The organism is Pararobbsia alpina (genome assembly GCF_965118125.1).
GTDB lineage: Bacteria > Pseudomonadota > Gammaproteobacteria > Burkholderiales > Burkholderiaceae > Pararobbsia > Pararobbsia alpina_A.
Map to the genome: position 1 here is coordinate 543,498 of NZ_OZ221288.1, position 17,094 is coordinate 560,591.

Below are 17,094 nucleotides of genomic sequence, written 5' to 3' on the forward strand. Positions count from 1 at the left end.
CGACGCTCTCGCCGTGAGTGCCGACAGTCAGCATTTGTGCGCGTCGCTTCATTGTCTTTTGCTCCGATCCGCATTGAATCGCAATGCCGCAAAACCGTACATTGCGCCGATCGGCACAGGGATCCGTCCCTCCAGTCGGCCGAGCAACCTTCCTCTTCGGTATTTCATCGCCATGCAAACCAAAGCTTACGCGGCTCAAACGCCCAAGACGCCGCTCGCCCCCTACACGATCGAACGCCGCGCCGTCGGCCCGAACGATGTCGAGATCGATATCCTCTATTGCGGCGTCTGCCACTCGGACCTGCACACGGTGCGCGCCGAATGGCCGGGCATCCATTTCCCGGCAGTTGCCGGCCACGAAATCGTCGGCCGCGTGAGCGCCGTCGGTTCCGACGTGACCAAGCACAAGGTCGGTGCCATCGTCGGCGTCGGCTGCATGGTCGACAGCTGCCGCACCTGCCCTTCGTGTGCAGCCAACCTCGAGCAGTATTGCGAACCCGGTTTCACGGGCACGTACAACGGCCACGTGTCGGGCAAGGGTGAGAACACCTACGGCGGCTATTCGGCGGCCATCGTCGTCGACGAACATTTCGTGCTGTCGGTCACGCACAAGGAAGATCAACTTGCCGCAGCCGCACCGCTGCTTTGCGCCGGCATTACGACGTGGTCGCCGTTGCGTCACTGGAAGGCCGGACCGGGCAAGAAGGTCGGCGTTGTCGGCATCGGTGGTCTTGGCCATATGGGTATCAAGCTCGCGCACGCACTGGGCGCGCACGTTGTTGCCTTCACGACGTCGGAGTCCAAGCGCGAAGATGCACGCAAGCTGGGTGCCGATGAAGTCGTCGTGTCGAAGAACGCCGACGAGATGAAAGCCCATGCAGGTACGTTCGACTTCATCCTGAACACGGTCGCCGCGTCGCACGATCTCGACCAGTTCACGTCGCTGCTGAAGCTCGACGGCGCCATGACGCTGGTTGGCGTCCCCGAGCACGCGCATCCGTCGCCGTCGGTCGGCAACCTGCTCTTCAAGCGTCGCAGCCTCGCGGGCTCGATCATCGGCGGCATTCAGGAGACGCAAGAGATGCTCGACTTCTGCGCCGAGCACAATATCGTCTCCGACATTGAGATGATTCCGATGCAGGACATCGAACAGGCTTATGCACGGATGCTCAAGAGCGACATCAAGTATCGCTTCGTCATCGATATGGAAACATTGAAGGCAGCGTAACCCAAGCGGGAACGCGATACAGCAGGACTACATATCAGGCCGGCACATCAGGCCTATCAATCAGGTCTGCATAGCGGAACATCCATCCGAAATGCAGACCTGACGAATCGCCCTCTCATCTCCTCGCCTCATCGGTCAGGGTGTTTACCTAGCCGCGTAGTACTTCCTCCAATTGCTTGCCGCGTCGGCGCAGTGCGCTTCGCGGACCGTGCATACACACCGAGCGAATCGCCGCTTTATACCGCTAGGTGCTTTCCCTGAATTGATCCGCAATGCAGAACATTTGGGGCTTCCACCATTGACTGGCTGCGGGCGTCATGACAAATTTCTTCGGCCAGATACGCGCACGAGCGTTCGAATTTTTGTAGTCGCTACATCGATATTTCCTGATGTCGATTTGCGCGTGCGGACCCCGCTCTTGGGTCGCGTTGAAGCAGAAAAGCTGAGCCTCTTTCGTCGACCCGAATCGACCCGCAGTCAGGGAGCACACAGTGGATATGTTTCTGCAGCAGGTACTCAACGGTCTGACGCTTGGAGGCATTTACAGTCTCGTTGCGTTGGGCCTGACGCTGGTCTACGGCATTCTCGCGATTCCGAATTTTGCACACGGCGCCTTCTATATGGTTGGCGCTTTCGCCGCGCTCTATTTAATGGAGACGCTTGGCGTCAACTATTGGCTAGCGATGCTTGGTGCGGCGATTGTCGTCGCTATCGTCGCGATGCTCGCTGAACGACTCGTCTTCCATCCGCTGCGCAATTCGTCGGAACTGCATCCGATGATCGCGGCGATTGGTTTGCTGCTCTTTCTTGAAGCCGGCGCACAAGCGATCTGGGGCGCGGACTTTCACCGCATGGCCACGCCCTATATGGGCATCATCGAAGTGGCCGGCGTGACCGCGCCGATTCAGCGGCTGTTGATCATTGCGGCCGCTTTCGGCCTGATGCTCGCGCTGCATCTGTTTCTCAAGCACACGGTCATGGGTTCGACGATCATCGCCATGGCTCAGAACCGCGATGGCGCTTCGCTGATGGGCATCGATGCGACGCGCGTCGCACTGCTCACGTTCGGCATCTCCGGCGTGCTCGCAGCGGTTGCCGCCACGCTGTTCGCGCCGATCAACCTCGTGTTCCCTTCGATGGGCCAGCTCGTGATTCTCAAGGCATTCGTCATCACGATCCTCGGCGGCATGGGCAGCGTGCCTGGTGCGATTCTCGGCGGCGTCATCATCGGTCTTGCCGAGAGCTTCGGCGCGTTCTACCTCTCCCCTGATTACAAGGACATCATCGCTTTTGCGCTGCTCGTGTTGATCCTCTCAGTCCGCCCGCAAGGCATCTTCAATCGGGAAGCGCGCGTATCATGAGCCGACTCGAAGGCAAGCTTGGCTGGACATTGCTGTTCGTCGTCGGCCTGTTGTTCCCGCTCGTCGCGCATCGCGACTACATGCTGACGGTCATGTCGACGGCCTATATCTTCGCGCTCGCGACGATCGGCCTGAATCTGATCACAGGCTATACGGGTCAATACAACCTCGCCCACAGCGGCTTTATGGCGATCGGCGCCTATACGGTTGGTATTCTGACGGTCGATCATCAATGGCCGTTCTGGATTGCGTTCGCCTGCTCGGGGCTCGTGTGCCTTGTGTTCGGGTTCTTCGTCGGCATTCTGTCGTTGCGACTCAAGGGACACTACTTCTCGATCTTCACGCTGTGCGTCGGCTACATCCTGTATCTCGGCATCGAGAAATGGGACGGTCTCACGCACGGTGTCAGCGACATCATCGGCATCCCGACTCCGACGATGTTCGGCTTTTCGTTTGATCGTGCCATCCCGTTGTACTACCTGACGTTCGCTTTCCTTGCGCTGGGCACCTGGCTGCTTCACCGCGTTGTGAACTCGCTGCTCGGCCGCACGTTTATGGCGATTCGGAACAGCGACACGCTCGCGGAATCGATCGGTATCAATCTGATGCGCAACAAGGTCCTCGCCTTTATGTTGTCCGTGCTGTACGCGGGCTATGCGGGCGGGCTTTACGCTGGCGTTCTACGGTTTCTCGCACCGGATCTGGCCAGCGTCGATCACACCTTCGATATGACGATGTATATGCTCGTCGGCGGCATGGGCACCTTGTTCGGCCCTCTGCTCGGCTCGATCGTCGTGCCGTGGATTACGCAGTATCTGCAGTTTCTTCAGGAATATCGATTTGTCGTGTTCGGGCCGCTGCTGATTCTGCTGGTCATCTTTCTTCCGAATGGCCTCGTCGGGCTTTACTACTCGCGCAAGAATCGGCGCGCTGGCCGAGGGAATCGCAATGCGGCCCCAGCGGCGAGTTCTTCCGGTGCGACAGGCTTGAATGGCGCTAACGGACCGTCGACGAACGTGCCCTCGGGCGACCACGCTCATCAAAGCGCGGAGAAAGGTCATGCTTGAGATTGAACACCTCACGCGCAAGTTTGGCGGCCTCGTCGCTGTCGACGATGTCAGCACGGTCATTGAGCAAGGCAAGATCAACGCGATCATCGGCCCGAATGGCGCCGGCAAGACGACGTTCTTCAACCTGATCAACGGCACGTTTGCGCCCTCGTCGGGACAGATCCGTTTTCGTGGGCAGGAGATTGGCGGCCTGCGCGTCGACGAGATCGCGCGCCTGGGCATCGCCCGCACATTTCAGAGCACGACGCTGTTCAACCACGCAAGCGTGCTCGACAACCTGATCGTCGGGCATCGGCTGCGAACCCAGTCAAACCTTTGGGACGTCCTCACGCACTCGGCCAAGCTGCACAATGACGAGCGCGTGTGCCGTGAGAAGGCTCGCGAGGCGCTCGATTTCGTCGGCCTCTCGACTATCGCTCATCGCCTGGCCGGCGATATCTCGCAGGAAGAGCGCAAGCGTGTGGCGTTTGCCCTTGCGCTGTCGACCGAACCGACACTGGTCTTGCTCGACGAGCCGGCCGGCGGTGTGAATCCCGAAGAGACGGAAGGCTTGTCGGAGCTGATTCGCAAGTTTGTGCGTCATGGCCTGACGGTGTGCCTCGTCGAGCACAAGATGAACATGATCATGAAGCTTGCCGACAAGATCATGGTGCTGAACTACGGCAAGAAAATCGCCGAGGGCACGCCTGCGGAAATCCGGAGCAATCCAGCGGTGATCGATGCTTATCTCGGGAGCGAGCATGCTGAAGTTTGACAACGTCGCACTCGACTACGGAAGCTTCCGCGCGCTCGATGGCATTTCGATGCATGCCGACGATGGTGAGCTGGTTGTGCTGCTGGGCGCGAATGGCGCGGGCAAGAGTTCGATTTTCCTGACGACTAGCGGACTGCATAAAGCCGCGGGCGGAAGCATCCGATTTGGCCAGCACGAGTTGCTCGGCATGAAGCCGTCGCAGATCGTGCGCAACGGCGTGATCCAGTGCCCTGAGGGACGCAAGCTGTTTCCGGGCATGTCTGTGTTCAAGAACCTGATGCTCGGTGCGTATGTGCATCGCTCCGACAAAGTGGGGAATCGACGTCGGCTTGACGAGGTCATGGGCCTGTTTCCGATTCTCGATCAAAAGAAGGATCAGCCTGCAGGGTCGTTAAGCGGCGGTCAGCAGCAGATGGTCGCGTTGGGCCGCGCACTCATGGCGCGCCCTAAAGTGTTGCTGCTCGACGAACCCTCGCTTGGCCTTGCTCCGCTCGTCGTCAAGCAAGTCTTCGACGTGATCCAGCAGATCAACAAAGACGGGACGACTGTCGTGCTCGCCGAGCAAAACGCATTCGCCGCCCTTCGCATAGCGCATCGTGCGTACGTCATCGAAAGCGGGCGCATTGTGCTCGAAGGCAATAGGGAAAGCCTGATGAATAACGAAGCGGTTCGGCGAGCGTACGTCGGCGGCTGATGGAGCCGTACACCGTGCGTTGCTTCGCTTGGCCGCTGCGTCGAGACTGACCGGAGATGTTCTGGAGATCGATCGCCCGCAGACTGAGCTCGAAGCTGAAGCGACTGAAGACTCAACAAAAGCCGTCTGACAATCATTGAATATCTGCCTATAACCTACCCTGCAACTTGCTGCGTGACCTGCGGCCCCGACCGCGGCACGCTGACCCAACGGAGGAGACCCGTGAAGACAATGAAGCGATGGAGTGTCGTGGTAGCCGTAGCCGGCGCTGTCGCCGCGATGAGCGCGGCAACCGGTGCGATGGCGCAGGAAGTCGTGCATATCGGCTATTCCGGCCCGTTGAGCGGCGGCGCGGCCAAGTACGGCAAGGAAGTGCTCGACGGCATGCAGATGGCGGCCGACGAGCTTAACCAGAGCGGCGTGGAAATCGCCGGCAAGAAGGTCAAGATCCAGATCGACGCGCTCGACGACAAATACAACCCCGCTGAGACGGCGATCAACGTCAAGCGACTCGTCGAAGAAGACAAGACCGCAGTCGTGCTCGTACCGCACGCCGGCGGCTGCTTCGCGGTGCAGACGAGCAACGAACAGCAGAACCTGTTTCTGCTCGCGTACACGAGCGTGCCGCAGATCGCCCAGCGCAACAACAAGCTGACCGTGCGCATCCCGCCGGAATTCACGTCGTATATCCCGGCCTTCGTCAAATTCGAAATGTCGACGTACGGCAAGAAGGCCGCAATCGCGCCGACGGACTCGGACTATGGCAAGGCCTGGACTGCGGCGTTCAAGCCTGCATGGGAAGCTGCTGGTGGTCAGATCGTGGTCGAGAACCCGATGTCGTATAACAAGTCGACCGACTTCTATAGCGGCATGAGCCGCGTGATCGCCGCAAAGCCGGATGTGATGCTGATCGGCGGCCCGTCGGAGCCGACCGGGCTTGTGGCACAGCAAGCACGTGAACTGGGCTTCAAGGGTGGCTTCGTCGTGATCGACCAGGCCAAGCTCGATGAAGTTGCCAAGGTCACAGGTGGCTATCAGCCGCTCGAAGGCGCGATCGGCGTACTGCCCGTCTCGGCCGACGAAACGCCGGGCACCAAGGCGTTCGTCGCCCGCTTCCGCAAGACGCATGACAACCGCGATCCGAGCAGCGAAGTGTCGCTGAACTACACGGCCGTCTACGCCGCGGCGCTGGCCATGAAGGTTGCCGGCACGTCGACCGACGGTGCAGCGATTCGCGCGGCATACGAAAAAGGCATCAAGCAGCTGCCGCACGAAAACAACCCGAACAATATCGGCGGACTCGACGAACACGGCGGCATGGTCGCCGCCACGCCGCTGGTCGCTGTTGTTCAGGGCAGCAAGCTCAAGCCGTCGGAGATGAATGCGTTGGCTTCGAAGTAAGTTGGTGTCGACCGCCGGAAGCGTATTGCTCCCCGGCGGTCGTTCTTCTGCGCGACTTTGAATTGGTTTGCGACAGCGGCTAAGCCTTAGCCTTTCAATGCTGCAGCCAGTTCTTCCCTGACGTTCGGGCGCTCGGCGTACGGATCGGTCGGGTTGCGTTGGCCGACGATGTCGCCGAAGCGCGCGTGCACGGGGGCGAGTGAGTTCGGATGTGAGTAGATGTAGAACGCCTCGTTGCGGATGGCGTCGAAAACAAACTCGGCGACTTCCGTGGCGCTGACCTTGCCGGATTTCACGGCCTTTTCGCTAAGCGCTGCCGCAACTTGCTGCGAGCGCGTTCTCGGCTTGTCGTCCTTGAGCGTTTCGGGGCGATTGCGTGCGGCGTGCGCGATGCCGGTTGGCACGAAGTACGGGCACAGCACCGAGCAGTGCACTTGCTCCGTGACAAGCGACAGATCCTGATACAGCGTCTCCGTCAACGACACGACCGCGTGCTTCGACACGTTATAGGAACCCATCAACGGTGCGTTCAGCAAACCCGCCATCGATGCTGTATTGACGATATGACCTCGGTACGACGGATCCTTCTTCGCGGCTTCAAGCATCAGTGGCGTAAATGCCTTGACGCCGTGAATCACGCCCCAGAGATTCACGCCAAGCACCCATGACCAGTCGCGATCCGTGTTTTCCCAAAGCAGACCGCCACTGCCGCCCACGCCTGCGTTGTTGAACACCAGATGCGGCGCACCAAAGGTGTCGACGGTCATGCGGGCCAGTGCGTCGATATCGCTCGCACTCGACACATCGGTGCGCTGCAGGACCGCATCGGCGCCGGCAGCCGTGACTTCAGCATAGGTTTCGTCAAGCGCATCCTTTTGCACGTCGGCCAGCACAAGTCGCATGCCGAGTCGCGTGCCGATGCGCGCGAATTCGCGACCAAAACCCGATCCCGCGCCTGTGATGACCGCTACTTTGCCAGCGAAGTCTTGCATGTCTCGTCCTGTTTGAGGGTCGTATAGAGATCGCGCAATTCGCGCTTGAGCACTTTGCCGATCGGGCTGCGCGGCAGCACGTCGATGAAGACGACGTCTGCCAGGCGCTGCATCTTGCCGAGCTTGGCATTGGCGAAGTCTTTGAACGCGAGCTCATTGGTCGTCGCGCTCGCCTGGGGTACGACAAACGCCACCGGCGTCTCGCCCCATTGAATCGATGGCACGCCGACGACGGCAACGTCGTACACGTCCGGATGCACGCGCAACTCGGCCTCGAGATCGGTCGGATACACGTTGAAGCCACCCGAGATGATCATGTCCTTCTTTCGATCGAGCAGCGTCAGGAAGCCGTCTTCATCGAAGCGTCCGAGGTCGCCTGTGCGAATAAAGCGCTTGCCGGTCGAGTCATACCACTCGGCTTCGGCCGTCTTGTCGGGCTGGTTGTGATACCCCGTCATCATCGCCGGCGAATGGCCGACGACTTCACCGACTTCGCCACGTGCGACTTCATTGTCGGCTTCGTCGATCAGGCGGATATCGTGCCCGGTAATTGGTGTGCCGACCGTATGCAGCTTGTTCGGGAATGCATGTGCAAGCAACTCGCACGAGCCGCCGCCTTCGGTCATGCCGTAATACTCGGTCAAGGTGCCAGGCCAGCGCTTGACGACGTCGGCCTTGATACGTGCCGCGAATGGCGCGCTGGTCGAAAACTTGGCGCGGAAGCTCGACAAGTCGTATTGGTCGAAGTCGGCATAGTCCATGATGCGCTGGTATTGCACCGGCACCAGCATCGCGTGCGTCGCACGATACCGCTGCGCGAGTTCGAGATAGCCTTTGACATCGAACTTCGGCATCACGAGGACCGTGCCGCCGAGCGTCAGCGTCGGGAAAAAGCTCACAAGCGTGGTGTTCGAATACAGCGGCGTCGAAATCAGCGTGACGACATCGGGGCCATAGCCGCGATCGGCGCTGCGCACGGCATAGGCCCACCGCATGGCGTGCGATTGGACAATGCCTTTAGGCGTACCCGTCGTGCCTGACGAGTAAATAATGTTGAAGCCCCAGGCCGGGTTGATCTCGACAGGCGCGGGCGTGGCGCCTTCCTCGGCGAGCCATGCATCGAGTTTGTCGAGTCGTATGCGCTTCGCCTTGACGTCCGTCGCGACAGGCTCAAGCAACTGCTCGACCGTCGCATCGAGGAACACAAGGCTCGCATTCGAGTTCGCGATCATGCCCACGAGGCTCGACGCGCTCGAGGACGGAGACAGCGGAGCGACGACCGCCCCTGCCCTTAATGCACCAAGAAACGCGACCACGTATTCGACCGAAGCATTCGCGGCGAGCGCAACCGCATCGCATGGCGCGATGCCGTCACGCTGAAGCGACGCCGCAAACCGATCGACTTGCATGTCGAGTTCCGCATAAGTGAGCTCGCGGCCGTCACAGATCAGCGCGAGCCGATTGCCATACTCCTTCGCATACGCCCGAATAAGATCCGTAACGCAATTAAACGGCTGCTCGAGCAATTCGGCCACGTGTGTCATCTCATGCTCCCGGAAGCACGACCACCTTGCCCTTGACCTTGCGCGACGCCATGCGCGCGATGCCGTCCGCCGCGCCGGAGAGCGCAATGCGTTCGCTGATGAATGGCTTGACCTTGCCTTCGTTGAACCAGGCGCCAAGCTGCTTCATATTGGCGATATGCTGCGCGGGATCGCGTCGTACCGCGTCACCCCAGAACACACCGAGAATGGCGCGTTCCTTGAGCAAGGCAAGGTTCAACGGCAGCTTCGGAATTTCGCCGGCGGCGAAACCGACAACGAGGAAACGGCCGCGCCACGCTGTTGCGCGCAGTGCCGGCTCGGAATACTTGCCCCCGACCGCGTCGTAGACGACATCGACACCCTTGCCGTCCGTCAACGCATCGACGCGCTTGCGCCAGTCGTCTTCTTCATAGTTGACTGTCTCGTCGGCGCCGACTTGCTTGCAGAGCTCGAGCTTGTCGGCACTCGATGCGGCGGCAATCACGCGCGCGCCCATGGCTTTAGCGATTTCGATCGCCGCAAGCCCGACACCACCCGCAGCGCCCAGCACGAGCAACGTCTCGCCCGCCTGAAGCTTCGCGATGTGCTGAAGCGCATGAAACGACGTGCCATACGTGAGCACGAATGCTGCACCGAGTTCGAAGTCCATCCCCGGCGGCAGCGGCATGACGCGCATCGCATCGGCTACGCACAATTCAGCGAAGCCGCCGTGGCCAGTCGATGCGATGACGCGATCGCCGACCTTCAGATGCCGTACGCCCTCGCCGACCGAATGCACGGTGCCAGCCAGTTCTGCTCCCGGCGAAAACGGCAGCGGCGGCTTGAATTGATACAGCCCCTGCACTATCAAAGCATCGGGGAAATTGATCGATGCGGCTTCGACCTTGATCACGACTTGTCCGGCTTCGGGCGTCGGATCGGTGACGTCTTCGAGCTTGAGGTCCGAGATCGGGCCAAAAGCGTGGCACATCAATGCCTTCATTGCGCGTTCTCCCCCGTGGTGGCCGCTTGCCTGGTCGATTGACGTTCGTTTTCGTCTTGCTGAAGCTGACGCCACAGTATCTTGCCCGTACCCGACTTCGGCAATGACGGCACGAACTCGACGATACGCGGCACCTTGTAGGCGGCCATATTGTCGTGCGCCCAGTCGATGATTTCCTGCTCGGTCACGGTGCCGACCTTGGCCGGGTTGAGCACGACCAGCGCCTTGACGGTCTCGCCGCGGCGCGCGTCATTCGTGCCGATAACGCAGACTTCCTGAATCGACGGATGGCGGTACATCATCGACTCGACTTCCGCCGGCCAGACCTTGTAGCCCGCTGCATTGATCATGCGCTTGAGACGGTCAATCATGAAGAAGTAACCGTCTTCGTCGACGCGCCCGAGATCGCCCGTGCGCAGGAACGCCTTGCCGTCGATTTCGATAAACGCGTCGCGCGTGGCGTCCGGGTTGCGCCAGTAGCCGCGCATGATCTGCGGGCCATGAATCACGATCTCGCCGGTTTCGCCCTGCGGCAGGACCGCAAGTGTCGAGGGGTCGATCACGCGCGAATCGATGTCGTAGACGGGAATACCCAGGCACTGTGCCTTGGGACGATGCGGCGGGTTGATATGCGTGCCCGCGATCGTTTCAGACATGCCGTAGCCTTCGACGAACTGCAGGCCCGTCAGGTCAAAGAGCTTCTTGACGATCGCATCGGGCATCGCCGCACCGCCACCGCGCACCGCAGCGAGCGATGAAATATCGTATTCGCCGAGACGCGGGTTCGACAGGAAATCGACCATCATCGTCGAGATGCACTGCCACGTCGTGATCTTGTAGTGCTGAATGCATGCGGCCGCCACGTCACGATCCCAGCGTGGCAGGATCACGATCGTCGAGCCCGAAAACACGGCGCAATTCATGCCGCCCTGCATGCCCGTCACATGGAACAGCGGCAGCACGGACAGATGCACCCCGTCCGGCGCGACGGAGAACCAGCTGACGCCACCGACCGCCGTGGCCATCACGCTGCGATGGGTATGCATGCAGCCCTTGGGCTTGCCCGTCGTTCCCGACGTGTAAGGCATTACGCAGAGATCGTCCGGGCCGACGGTGACAGGACCCGGACGCAGATTCGCTGCGAGTACATCGCTCCACAGCGTAACGCCGGGCGCTGAAATCGCTTCGCGTGGCGCCGACACGAACGGCGGCGGCGTGATCGCACTCGGACGCTTCAAGTAGTCGCTATACGCCGCGACAACGACATGACGAATACCTTGATCCGGCGCATCGCCGATCAACGGTGCGAGGTTCGGATACAGATCCTGAGGCACGATCGCCACCGTCGCCTGACTGTCCTCGACGTAGTGACGCAACTCGTCGGTCAGGTTCATCGGATTGACCGGCACCACGACCGCATTCGCGCGCAGGATGCCGTAATAGGCCAGCACCCACTGCGGGCTGTTCTGCATATAGAGCAGCACGCGGTCGCCCGCCTTGACGCCCGCTTCGTTCTGGAGCCAGCCTGCGATGCGCTCCGACTCGTCCTTGAACTCGGCGAACGTGACAGCTGTGTCGTAGAAGACGATAAACGGCTTGTCAGGGAAACGCGTTGCCGAGACTTCGACGTTGTAGTTGAGGCTCGTCTGCGGCAACGTCACATGATGCGAATGCCCGCGCGGCCAATGTTGAAAATGCAAAGTAGACATATCGGCTCCGAAGCGTGCGTTCAGGCGTTTTCGAGGTAACGCCCCAGTTCCATCTTGGCGATCGCGTTGCGATGCACTTCATCGGGTCCGTCGGCAAAGCGCAGCGTGCGCGCATGCGCATAGGCGCGCGCCAGACCGAAATCGTCGCTCATCGCGCCGCCGCCATGCGCCTGCATCGCCCAGTCGAGGACCTGGCAGGCCATATTGGGCGCAATGACCTTGATCATCGCGATCTCCTGACGTGCGTCCTTGTTGCCGACGGTGTCCATCTTGTACGCGGCATTCAGCACGAGGAAGCGCGCCTGATCGATCATGATGCGCGCATCAGCGATGCGTTCGCGCGTCACGCCCTGGTCGGCGATCTTGCGGCCAAAGGCGACACGCGACAACGAGCGGCGGCACATCGCTTCAAGCGCGCGCTCGGCCACGCCGATGAGTCGCATGCAATGGTGAATGCGGCCCGGTCCGAGACGGCCCTGCGCGATTTCAAAGCCACGTCCTTCGCCAAGCAGAATATTCGTGGCCGGAACGCGTACGTTTTCGAACAGGACTTCGGCGTGTCCGTGCGGTGCGTCGTCGTAGCCGAACACGGGCAGATGTCGCAATACCTTGACGCCCGGCGTGTCCATCGGGACCAGAATCATCGACTGTTGCTGATGGCGATTCGCTGCATCCGGATCGGTCTTGCCCATGAAGATCAGGATCTTGCAGCGCGGATCGTTGGCGCCCGATGTCCACCATTTGCGCCCATTGATCACATAGTGGTCGCCGTCGCGCTCGATACGCGCCTGAATGTTCGTTGCGTCGGACGACGCCACGGCAGGCTCCGTCATCGCGAATGCAGAGCGGATCGTGCCCGCAAGCAAGGGCTTGAGCCACTGCTCTTGCTGCTCGGGCGTCGCATAGCGCACCAGCGTTTCCATATTGCCCGTATCCGGTGCCGAGCAATTGAACGGCTCCGCGCCGATATGCGAGCGCCCCATCAATTCGCAGAGGGGCGCGTATTCGAGGTTCGTCAGGCCGGCGCCGAGCTGCGATTCGGGCAGGAAGAGATTCCAGAGGCCCGCGGCTTTGGCTTTGTCCTTGAGTGTGTCGATGATCGGCGCAGGCTGCCACGGATTACCCGCTTTGCGTGCCGCATCCATCTCGGCTTCGAACTGCTTTTCGGCCGGGAAAATGAATTCGTCCATAAACGCGCCAACGCGCTTTTGCAAATCCCTGACTTTGGCCGAGTACTCGAAGTCCATGAAACGAATCCTTTGAGAAGGAATGGGGGAATGGGACACGCACCGCGCACTGCCCGTGATAAGAGCTGCTGCACTGCGACGATCGCACCACGCTCGTTAAGTCTCGCCTTGCGTAGCTGGCCAGTGCCTCTCGGCTATCGCATTGCGTCGACCTCACAGGCGAGCGACCAGGCGCGTGCCGCGAGCGGCGCGGCACGCTTGCCCGCTTCGAGTGCCAATGCGCTCGAAGCGTTCCCTTGAAGTGCGCGTGCGGTGATCCCCTGGAGGATACCCACAAGGCGGAACATGTTGAAAACCAGGTAATAACCCCAATCCACGTCCGACACGGCCGGCGAAGCGACTCGGCCAGTGCGTGCGAGGTAGGTTTTCAAGTAACTGCTCTCGTCGGGAATGCCGAGCGACGCGAGGTCGACACCGGCAAGGCCACGCGATTCGCCGGGCACCATGCGCCACGCAAGGCAGTGATACGAGAAGTCGACCAGAGGATGCCCTAGCGTCGACAACTCCCAATCGAGCACGGCGCGAATGCGCGGCGAATGGCGATCGAGGATCACATTGTCGAGGCGATAGTCCCCGTGGACGATTCGGCTCTCGTCGTCTGCGGGAATATGTTGGGGCAGCCAGTCGATCAGATGATCGGCGGCTTCGATACATTCGGTCTCTGCTGCGCGATACTGCTTGGTCCAGCGTGCAACTTGCCGCTCGACATAGTTGCCGGGCTTGCCATAGTCGCCGAGGCCGACGGCTTCGGGGTCGACGTTGTGCAAGGCCGCAATGACGCGGTTCATTTCGTCATAGATTGCCGCACGTTCGCTGCGCGTCATGTCGGGCAGCGAAGGATCCCAGAGCACGCGGCCGTCGACGTTCTCCATGATGTAGAACGACGTGCCGATCACCTCAGGGTCTTCGCAAAGCGCATACGTGCGGGGCACCGGCACATCCGTATTCGCCAGGGCGCTGATCACGCGATATTCGCGGTCGACTGCGTGAGCGGACGGAAGCAGCACGCCAGGCGGTTTACGACGCATGACATACGTCTCGCCGCCCGCCTTCAATCGGAACGTCGGATTCGATTGCCCGCCCTTGAACTGCTCGACCTCAAGTGCGCCCGAAAACCCGTCGACATGCGCACGCATGAAATCTTCAAGGCGCCCGATATCGAATGCATGCGCGGCGGCGACCGGCCGTGTGCCGGTGAAATCTGCGGTATCGCTCATGCTGGAATTCAGGAAATCGCGCTGGCGCCGCCGTCGACGGCAATGTACTGACCCGTGACGTGACGCGACGCTTCGCTCGCGAAGTACACGACCGTGCCCATCAGATCTTCATCGCCACCCAGGCGACCGAGCGGCGTGCGCGCAATGACCTGATCGCCCATCGCATCGAGCAGCCCTGCCGACATCTTCGAAGGGAAAAAGCCCGGGCAGATCGCGTTGACGTTGATGTTGTAGCGGCCCCATTCGCCGGCCAGCGCACGCGTGAAATTGATCGCTGCGGCCTTGGACGTGTTGTACGCGATGGTATTCATGCCCGGCGGCGAGCCCTTGAGTCCGGCTACCGACGCGATGTTGATGATCTTGCCCGACTTGCGCGGAATCATGCTGCGCTTGCCGACTTCACGTGCGAGGAAGAACGGCGACGTCACATTGAGGTTCATGACCTTGTGCCAGGCCTCATCGGGATAGTCCTCGGCAGCCGCGCCCCATGTGGCGCCCGCATTGTTCACGAGGATATCGATCTGCCCGTGCTGGTCGAGCACGCTTCCGACGAGGTCGGGAATGCCGGCAGGCTTTTGCAGATCGTTGACGAGGGTTTGGGCTTCAATGCCCTGAGACTTGAGATGGGCCTTCGCCTGCTCCAGCTCGTCGGCCTTGCGCGCGCTGATGGCGATACGACATCCCATTTCACCGAGCGCCTGCGCCATCTGCAGACCGAGACCACGCGAACCACCCGTGATCAACGCAACTTTTCCTTCAAGCTGGAACAAGGCTTTGACGTGCATCGTGTACCGCTCCTCGATTGGGCGTCGTGCGCACACCGCAGGTGGTACGCATGACAGGCATGATTTTCGGTGCGTGCGCGGTGTTCTGCAATGCAGATCACCATTCCAATAGATCGGCTCATCATAAATGCGAACGGTCGTGCTGTAAATGAATCCCGACCAAGGTTATCCCTAGTATCGCGTTAAGCCTGCGAGCTGGTGTTCAATGCGGGTTAGGCGCGCGAAACGAGTGCCGAAAAAGTGGAAGAAAAACCGAGACATCTTCATGCCCCAATCGTCCGAAGCACCGATCATCAATCTGCGCGATCTCGAGTTTCAGCTGTTCGAAGTCCTCGAAGCTGAAGCGCTGACGCAGCGCGAACGCCACGCCGACCATACGCGCGAGACATTTCTTGCTGCGCTCGAGACGGCCTACGCCGTGGCTTCCGAAAAGTTCGCGCCGCACAACCGTCGCTCGGACGAGCATGAGCCGCAATTCGATGGCAAACGCGTGAGCATCATTCCCGAGGTCAAGCACGCGCTGGACGCGTATGCGAGCACGGGTTTGCTTGCTGCGGCCAAGGACTTCGATCGGGGCGGTATGCAGTTGCCCTCCGTCGTGGCGAACGCCTGCCTGTCGTTGTTCAAGAGCGCGAATATCGCCACATCGTCGTATGTGATGTTGACGATGGCCAATGCGAACGTCATCGAGCGTTTTGGATCTGAGGCGCAAAAGGACAAGTACTTGCAGCCGCTGCTTGACGGCCGGTTCTTCGGGACGATGGCGCTCACCGAACCGCAAGCCGGCTCGAGTCTGTCGGATCTCACGACGACCGCGACACCGAACGCGGACGGCACGTATTCGCTGCGCGGAAACAAGATTTTTATCTCGGGTGGCGACCACGAACTCAGCGAAAACATCGTGCATCTCGTGCTCGCCAAGATTCCTGGCGGGCCGCCGGGCGTCAAAGGTATTTCGCTCTTTACGGTGCCCAAGTTTCACGTCAAGGACGATGGCAGTCTCGGTGAACGCAACGATGTTGCGCTCGCGGGCCTGATCCACAAGATGGGTTGGCGCGGCACGACGTCGACGATGTTGTCGTTCGGCGAGAAGGATGCGTGTATCGGCGAGCTTGTCGGCGAAGCGCATCATGGCCTCGCTTACATGTTCCATATGATGAACGAGGCCCGCATCGGCGTCGGGCTCGGTGCGGTCATGCTCGGCTATCGCGGCTATCTCGCGTCGCTCGACTATGCGCGCGAACGGCCGCAAGGGCGGCATCCGACAAGCAAGGATCCTTCGGCTCCGCAGGTGCGACTGATCGAGCACGCCGACGTGCGACGGATGTTGCTCGCGCAGAAGGCGTATGTCGAAGGTGGTTACGGGCTGTGCCTGTATGCGGCGCGGCTCGTCGACGAACAAAACACAGGTACTACGCCCGAGGCGCGTGCCGATGCCTCGCTACTGCTCGACCTGCTGACCCCGATCGTCAAATCGTGGCCGTCGCAGTGGTGTCTCGAAGCCAATAGCCTCGCGATTCAGATCCATGGTGGATACGGCTATACCCGCGAATATCCGGTCGAGCAGTTTTACCGCGACAACCGCTTGAATCTGATTCACGAAGGTACGCATGGCATCCAGGCGCTCGACTTGCTTGGGCGCAAGGTCATGATGAAGGACGGTGCGGCCCTGACACGCTTCACGCAAGAGATGGAGATTGCGATTGGCGAAGCGCGGCAGATCGAATCGCTATGCGCTTGCGCGGATGCGCTCGCACGCGCGTCGAGCGAAGCGGTCGATACAGTGGCGCATCTACGCCCCGTGCTGGCTAAGGACACCGATCTTGCGCTCGCCAATGCGAACGCGTTCCTCGAAGCCTTTGGCCACACCGTGGTGGCCTGGATCTGGTTGCGCCAGGGCATCGTGGCCGCACGTGCCCTGCCCGGCGCGCAATCGGAAGCCGATATCGCGTTCTATCGCGGCAAGCTTCAGGCTTGCCAGTGGTTCTTCCGCTGGGAATTGCCGCGCATCCATCTGCAGCACGCACGCCTGCGCGGGCTCGATGATACGACGCTTGCGATGGAGGCGGCGTGGTTCTAGGAGGGCTTAGGGCACGGGGCTTTGGCGATT

14 protein-coding genes are annotated in these 17,094 nt (G+C 60.6%); 7 read left to right on the forward strand and 7 right to left on the reverse strand.

Going from position 1 to position 17,094, the window contains the following annotated elements; genetic code table 11:
- The first annotated feature begins 172 nt into the window (after positions 1-172).
- The 6 genes from ACMFWR_RS20825 (at position 173) to ACMFWR_RS20850 (ending at position 6,508) form a co-directional block, all read left to right on the forward strand.
- Positions 173-1,228 carry an NAD(P)-dependent alcohol dehydrogenase gene (locus ACMFWR_RS20825; protein WP_413196589.1) on the forward strand — a complete coding sequence of 352 codons (1,056 nt, stop codon included), beginning with the start codon at positions 173-175 and terminating at the stop codon, positions 1,226-1,228.
- A 491-nt stretch (positions 1,229-1,719) separates the two neighbouring features.
- Positions 1,720-2,589: a branched-chain amino acid ABC transporter permease gene (locus ACMFWR_RS20830; RefSeq protein WP_413196590.1), complete on the forward strand. Its 870-nt coding sequence runs from the start codon at positions 1,720-1,722 to the stop codon at positions 2,587-2,589.
- Complete coding sequence (locus tag ACMFWR_RS20835) at positions 2,586-3,656, forward strand: branched-chain amino acid ABC transporter permease (protein ID WP_413196591.1); 1,071 nt, start codon at positions 2,586-2,588, stop codon at positions 3,654-3,656. Before ACMFWR_RS20830 ends, ACMFWR_RS20835 begins: the two co-directional genes overlap by 4 nt.
- Positions 3,649-4,413 carry an ABC transporter ATP-binding protein gene (locus ACMFWR_RS20840; protein WP_413196592.1) on the forward strand — a complete coding sequence of 255 codons (765 nt, stop codon included), beginning with the start codon at positions 3,649-3,651 and terminating at the stop codon, positions 4,411-4,413. The genes ACMFWR_RS20835 and ACMFWR_RS20840 overlap by 8 nt, the downstream gene beginning before the upstream one ends.
- On the forward strand, positions 4,400-5,107 hold the full coding sequence (locus tag ACMFWR_RS20845) for an ABC transporter ATP-binding protein (RefSeq protein ID WP_413196593.1): 708 nt from the start codon (positions 4,400-4,402) through the stop codon (positions 5,105-5,107). Before ACMFWR_RS20840 ends, ACMFWR_RS20845 begins: the two co-directional genes overlap by 14 nt.
- A 231-nt stretch (positions 5,108-5,338) precedes the next feature.
- Positions 5,339-6,508 carry an ABC transporter substrate-binding protein gene (locus ACMFWR_RS20850; protein ID WP_413197305.1) on the forward strand — a complete coding sequence of 390 codons (1,170 nt, stop codon included), beginning with the start codon at positions 5,339-5,341 and terminating at the stop codon, positions 6,506-6,508.
- 86 nt (positions 6,509-6,594) lie between these two features.
- On the opposite strand, the gene ACMFWR_RS20855 is transcribed toward ACMFWR_RS20850, so the two are convergent.
- From ACMFWR_RS20855 to ACMFWR_RS20885, 7 genes are all read right to left on the reverse strand, one after another.
- Positions 6,595-7,500, reverse strand: coding sequence for an SDR family oxidoreductase (locus tag ACMFWR_RS20855; RefSeq protein ID WP_413196594.1), 906 nt, complete (start codon positions 7,498-7,500; stop codon positions 6,595-6,597).
- Positions 7,476-9,044, reverse strand: a complete 1,569-nt coding sequence (locus ACMFWR_RS20860) for a class I adenylate-forming enzyme family protein (RefSeq protein ID WP_413196595.1) — start codon at positions 9,042-9,044, stop codon at positions 7,476-7,478. Before ACMFWR_RS20860 ends, ACMFWR_RS20855 begins: the two co-directional genes overlap by 25 nt.
- 1 nt (position 9,045) lies before the next feature.
- Positions 9,046-10,026, reverse strand: a complete 981-nt coding sequence (locus ACMFWR_RS20865) for an NADPH:quinone oxidoreductase family protein (protein WP_413196596.1) — start codon at positions 10,024-10,026, stop codon at positions 9,046-9,048.
- A complete protein-coding gene (locus ACMFWR_RS20870) occupies positions 10,023-11,735 on the reverse strand; it encodes a long-chain fatty acid--CoA ligase (protein ID WP_413196597.1) in 1,713 nt (570 codons plus the stop codon). Before ACMFWR_RS20870 ends, ACMFWR_RS20865 begins: the two co-directional genes overlap by 4 nt.
- 20 nt (positions 11,736-11,755) lie before the next feature.
- Positions 11,756-12,982 (reverse strand): acyl-CoA dehydrogenase family protein, encoded by a 1,227-nt coding sequence (locus ACMFWR_RS20875; protein WP_413196598.1) that lies wholly within the window; start codon positions 12,980-12,982, stop codon positions 11,756-11,758.
- 134 nt (positions 12,983-13,116) lie between these two features.
- Positions 13,117-14,199, reverse strand: coding sequence for a phosphotransferase (locus ACMFWR_RS20880; protein WP_413196599.1), 1,083 nt, complete (start codon positions 14,197-14,199; stop codon positions 13,117-13,119).
- A gap of 8 nt (positions 14,200-14,207) precedes the next feature.
- The gene (locus ACMFWR_RS20885; RefSeq protein WP_413196600.1) at positions 14,208-14,984 is read right to left on the reverse strand and encodes an SDR family oxidoreductase; all 777 of its coding nucleotides are present in this window, start codon (positions 14,982-14,984) and stop codon (positions 14,208-14,210) included.
- Positions 14,985-15,249: 265 nt separating this feature from the next.
- Here ACMFWR_RS20885 and ACMFWR_RS20890 point away from each other — a divergent pair, with 265 nt between their 5' ends.
- The gene (locus tag ACMFWR_RS20890; protein ID WP_413196601.1) at positions 15,250-17,064 is read left to right on the forward strand and encodes an acyl-CoA dehydrogenase; all 1,815 of its coding nucleotides are present in this window, start codon (positions 15,250-15,252) and stop codon (positions 17,062-17,064) included.
- Positions 17,065-17,094 lie beyond the last annotated feature (30 nt).

Bases quoted from the DNA above. Each gene is read 5' to 3' on its own strand.
- ACMFWR_RS20825 (WP_413196589.1), top strand. From the start codon at position 173: ATGCAAACCAAAGCTTACGCGGCTCAAACGCCCAAGACGCCGCTCGCC.
- ACMFWR_RS20835 (WP_413196591.1), top strand. From the start codon at position 2,586: ATGAGCCGACTCGAAGGCAAGCTTGGCTGGACATTGCTGTTCGTCGTC.
- ACMFWR_RS20840 (WP_413196592.1), top strand. From the start codon at position 3,649: ATGCTTGAGATTGAACACCTCACGCGCAAGTTTGGCGGCCTCGTCGCT.
- ACMFWR_RS20845 (WP_413196593.1), top strand. From the start codon at position 4,400: ATGCTGAAGTTTGACAACGTCGCACTCGACTACGGAAGCTTCCGCGCG.
- ACMFWR_RS20850 (WP_413197305.1), top strand. From the start codon at position 5,339: ATGAAGCGATGGAGTGTCGTGGTAGCCGTAGCCGGCGCTGTCGCCGCG.
- ACMFWR_RS20855 (WP_413196594.1), bottom strand. From the start codon at position 7,500: ATGCAAGACTTCGCTGGCAAAGTAGCGGTCATCACAGGCGCGGGATCG.
- ACMFWR_RS20860 (WP_413196595.1), bottom strand. From the start codon at position 9,044: ATGACACACGTGGCCGAATTGCTCGAGCAGCCGTTTAATTGCGTTACG.
- ACMFWR_RS20865 (WP_413196596.1), bottom strand. From the start codon at position 10,026: ATGAAGGCATTGATGTGCCACGCTTTTGGCCCGATCTCGGACCTCAAG.
- ACMFWR_RS20870 (WP_413196597.1), bottom strand. From the start codon at position 11,735: ATGTCTACTTTGCATTTTCAACATTGGCCGCGCGGGCATTCGCATCAT.
- ACMFWR_RS20875 (WP_413196598.1), bottom strand. From the start codon at position 12,982: ATGGACTTCGAGTACTCGGCCAAAGTCAGGGATTTGCAAAAGCGCGTT.
- ACMFWR_RS20880 (WP_413196599.1), bottom strand. From the start codon at position 14,199: ATGAGCGATACCGCAGATTTCACCGGCACACGGCCGGTCGCCGCCGCG.
- ACMFWR_RS20885 (WP_413196600.1), bottom strand. From the start codon at position 14,984: ATGCACGTCAAAGCCTTGTTCCAGCTTGAAGGAAAAGTTGCGTTGATC.
- ACMFWR_RS20890 (WP_413196601.1), top strand. From the start codon at position 15,250: ATGCCCCAATCGTCCGAAGCACCGATCATCAATCTGCGCGATCTCGAG.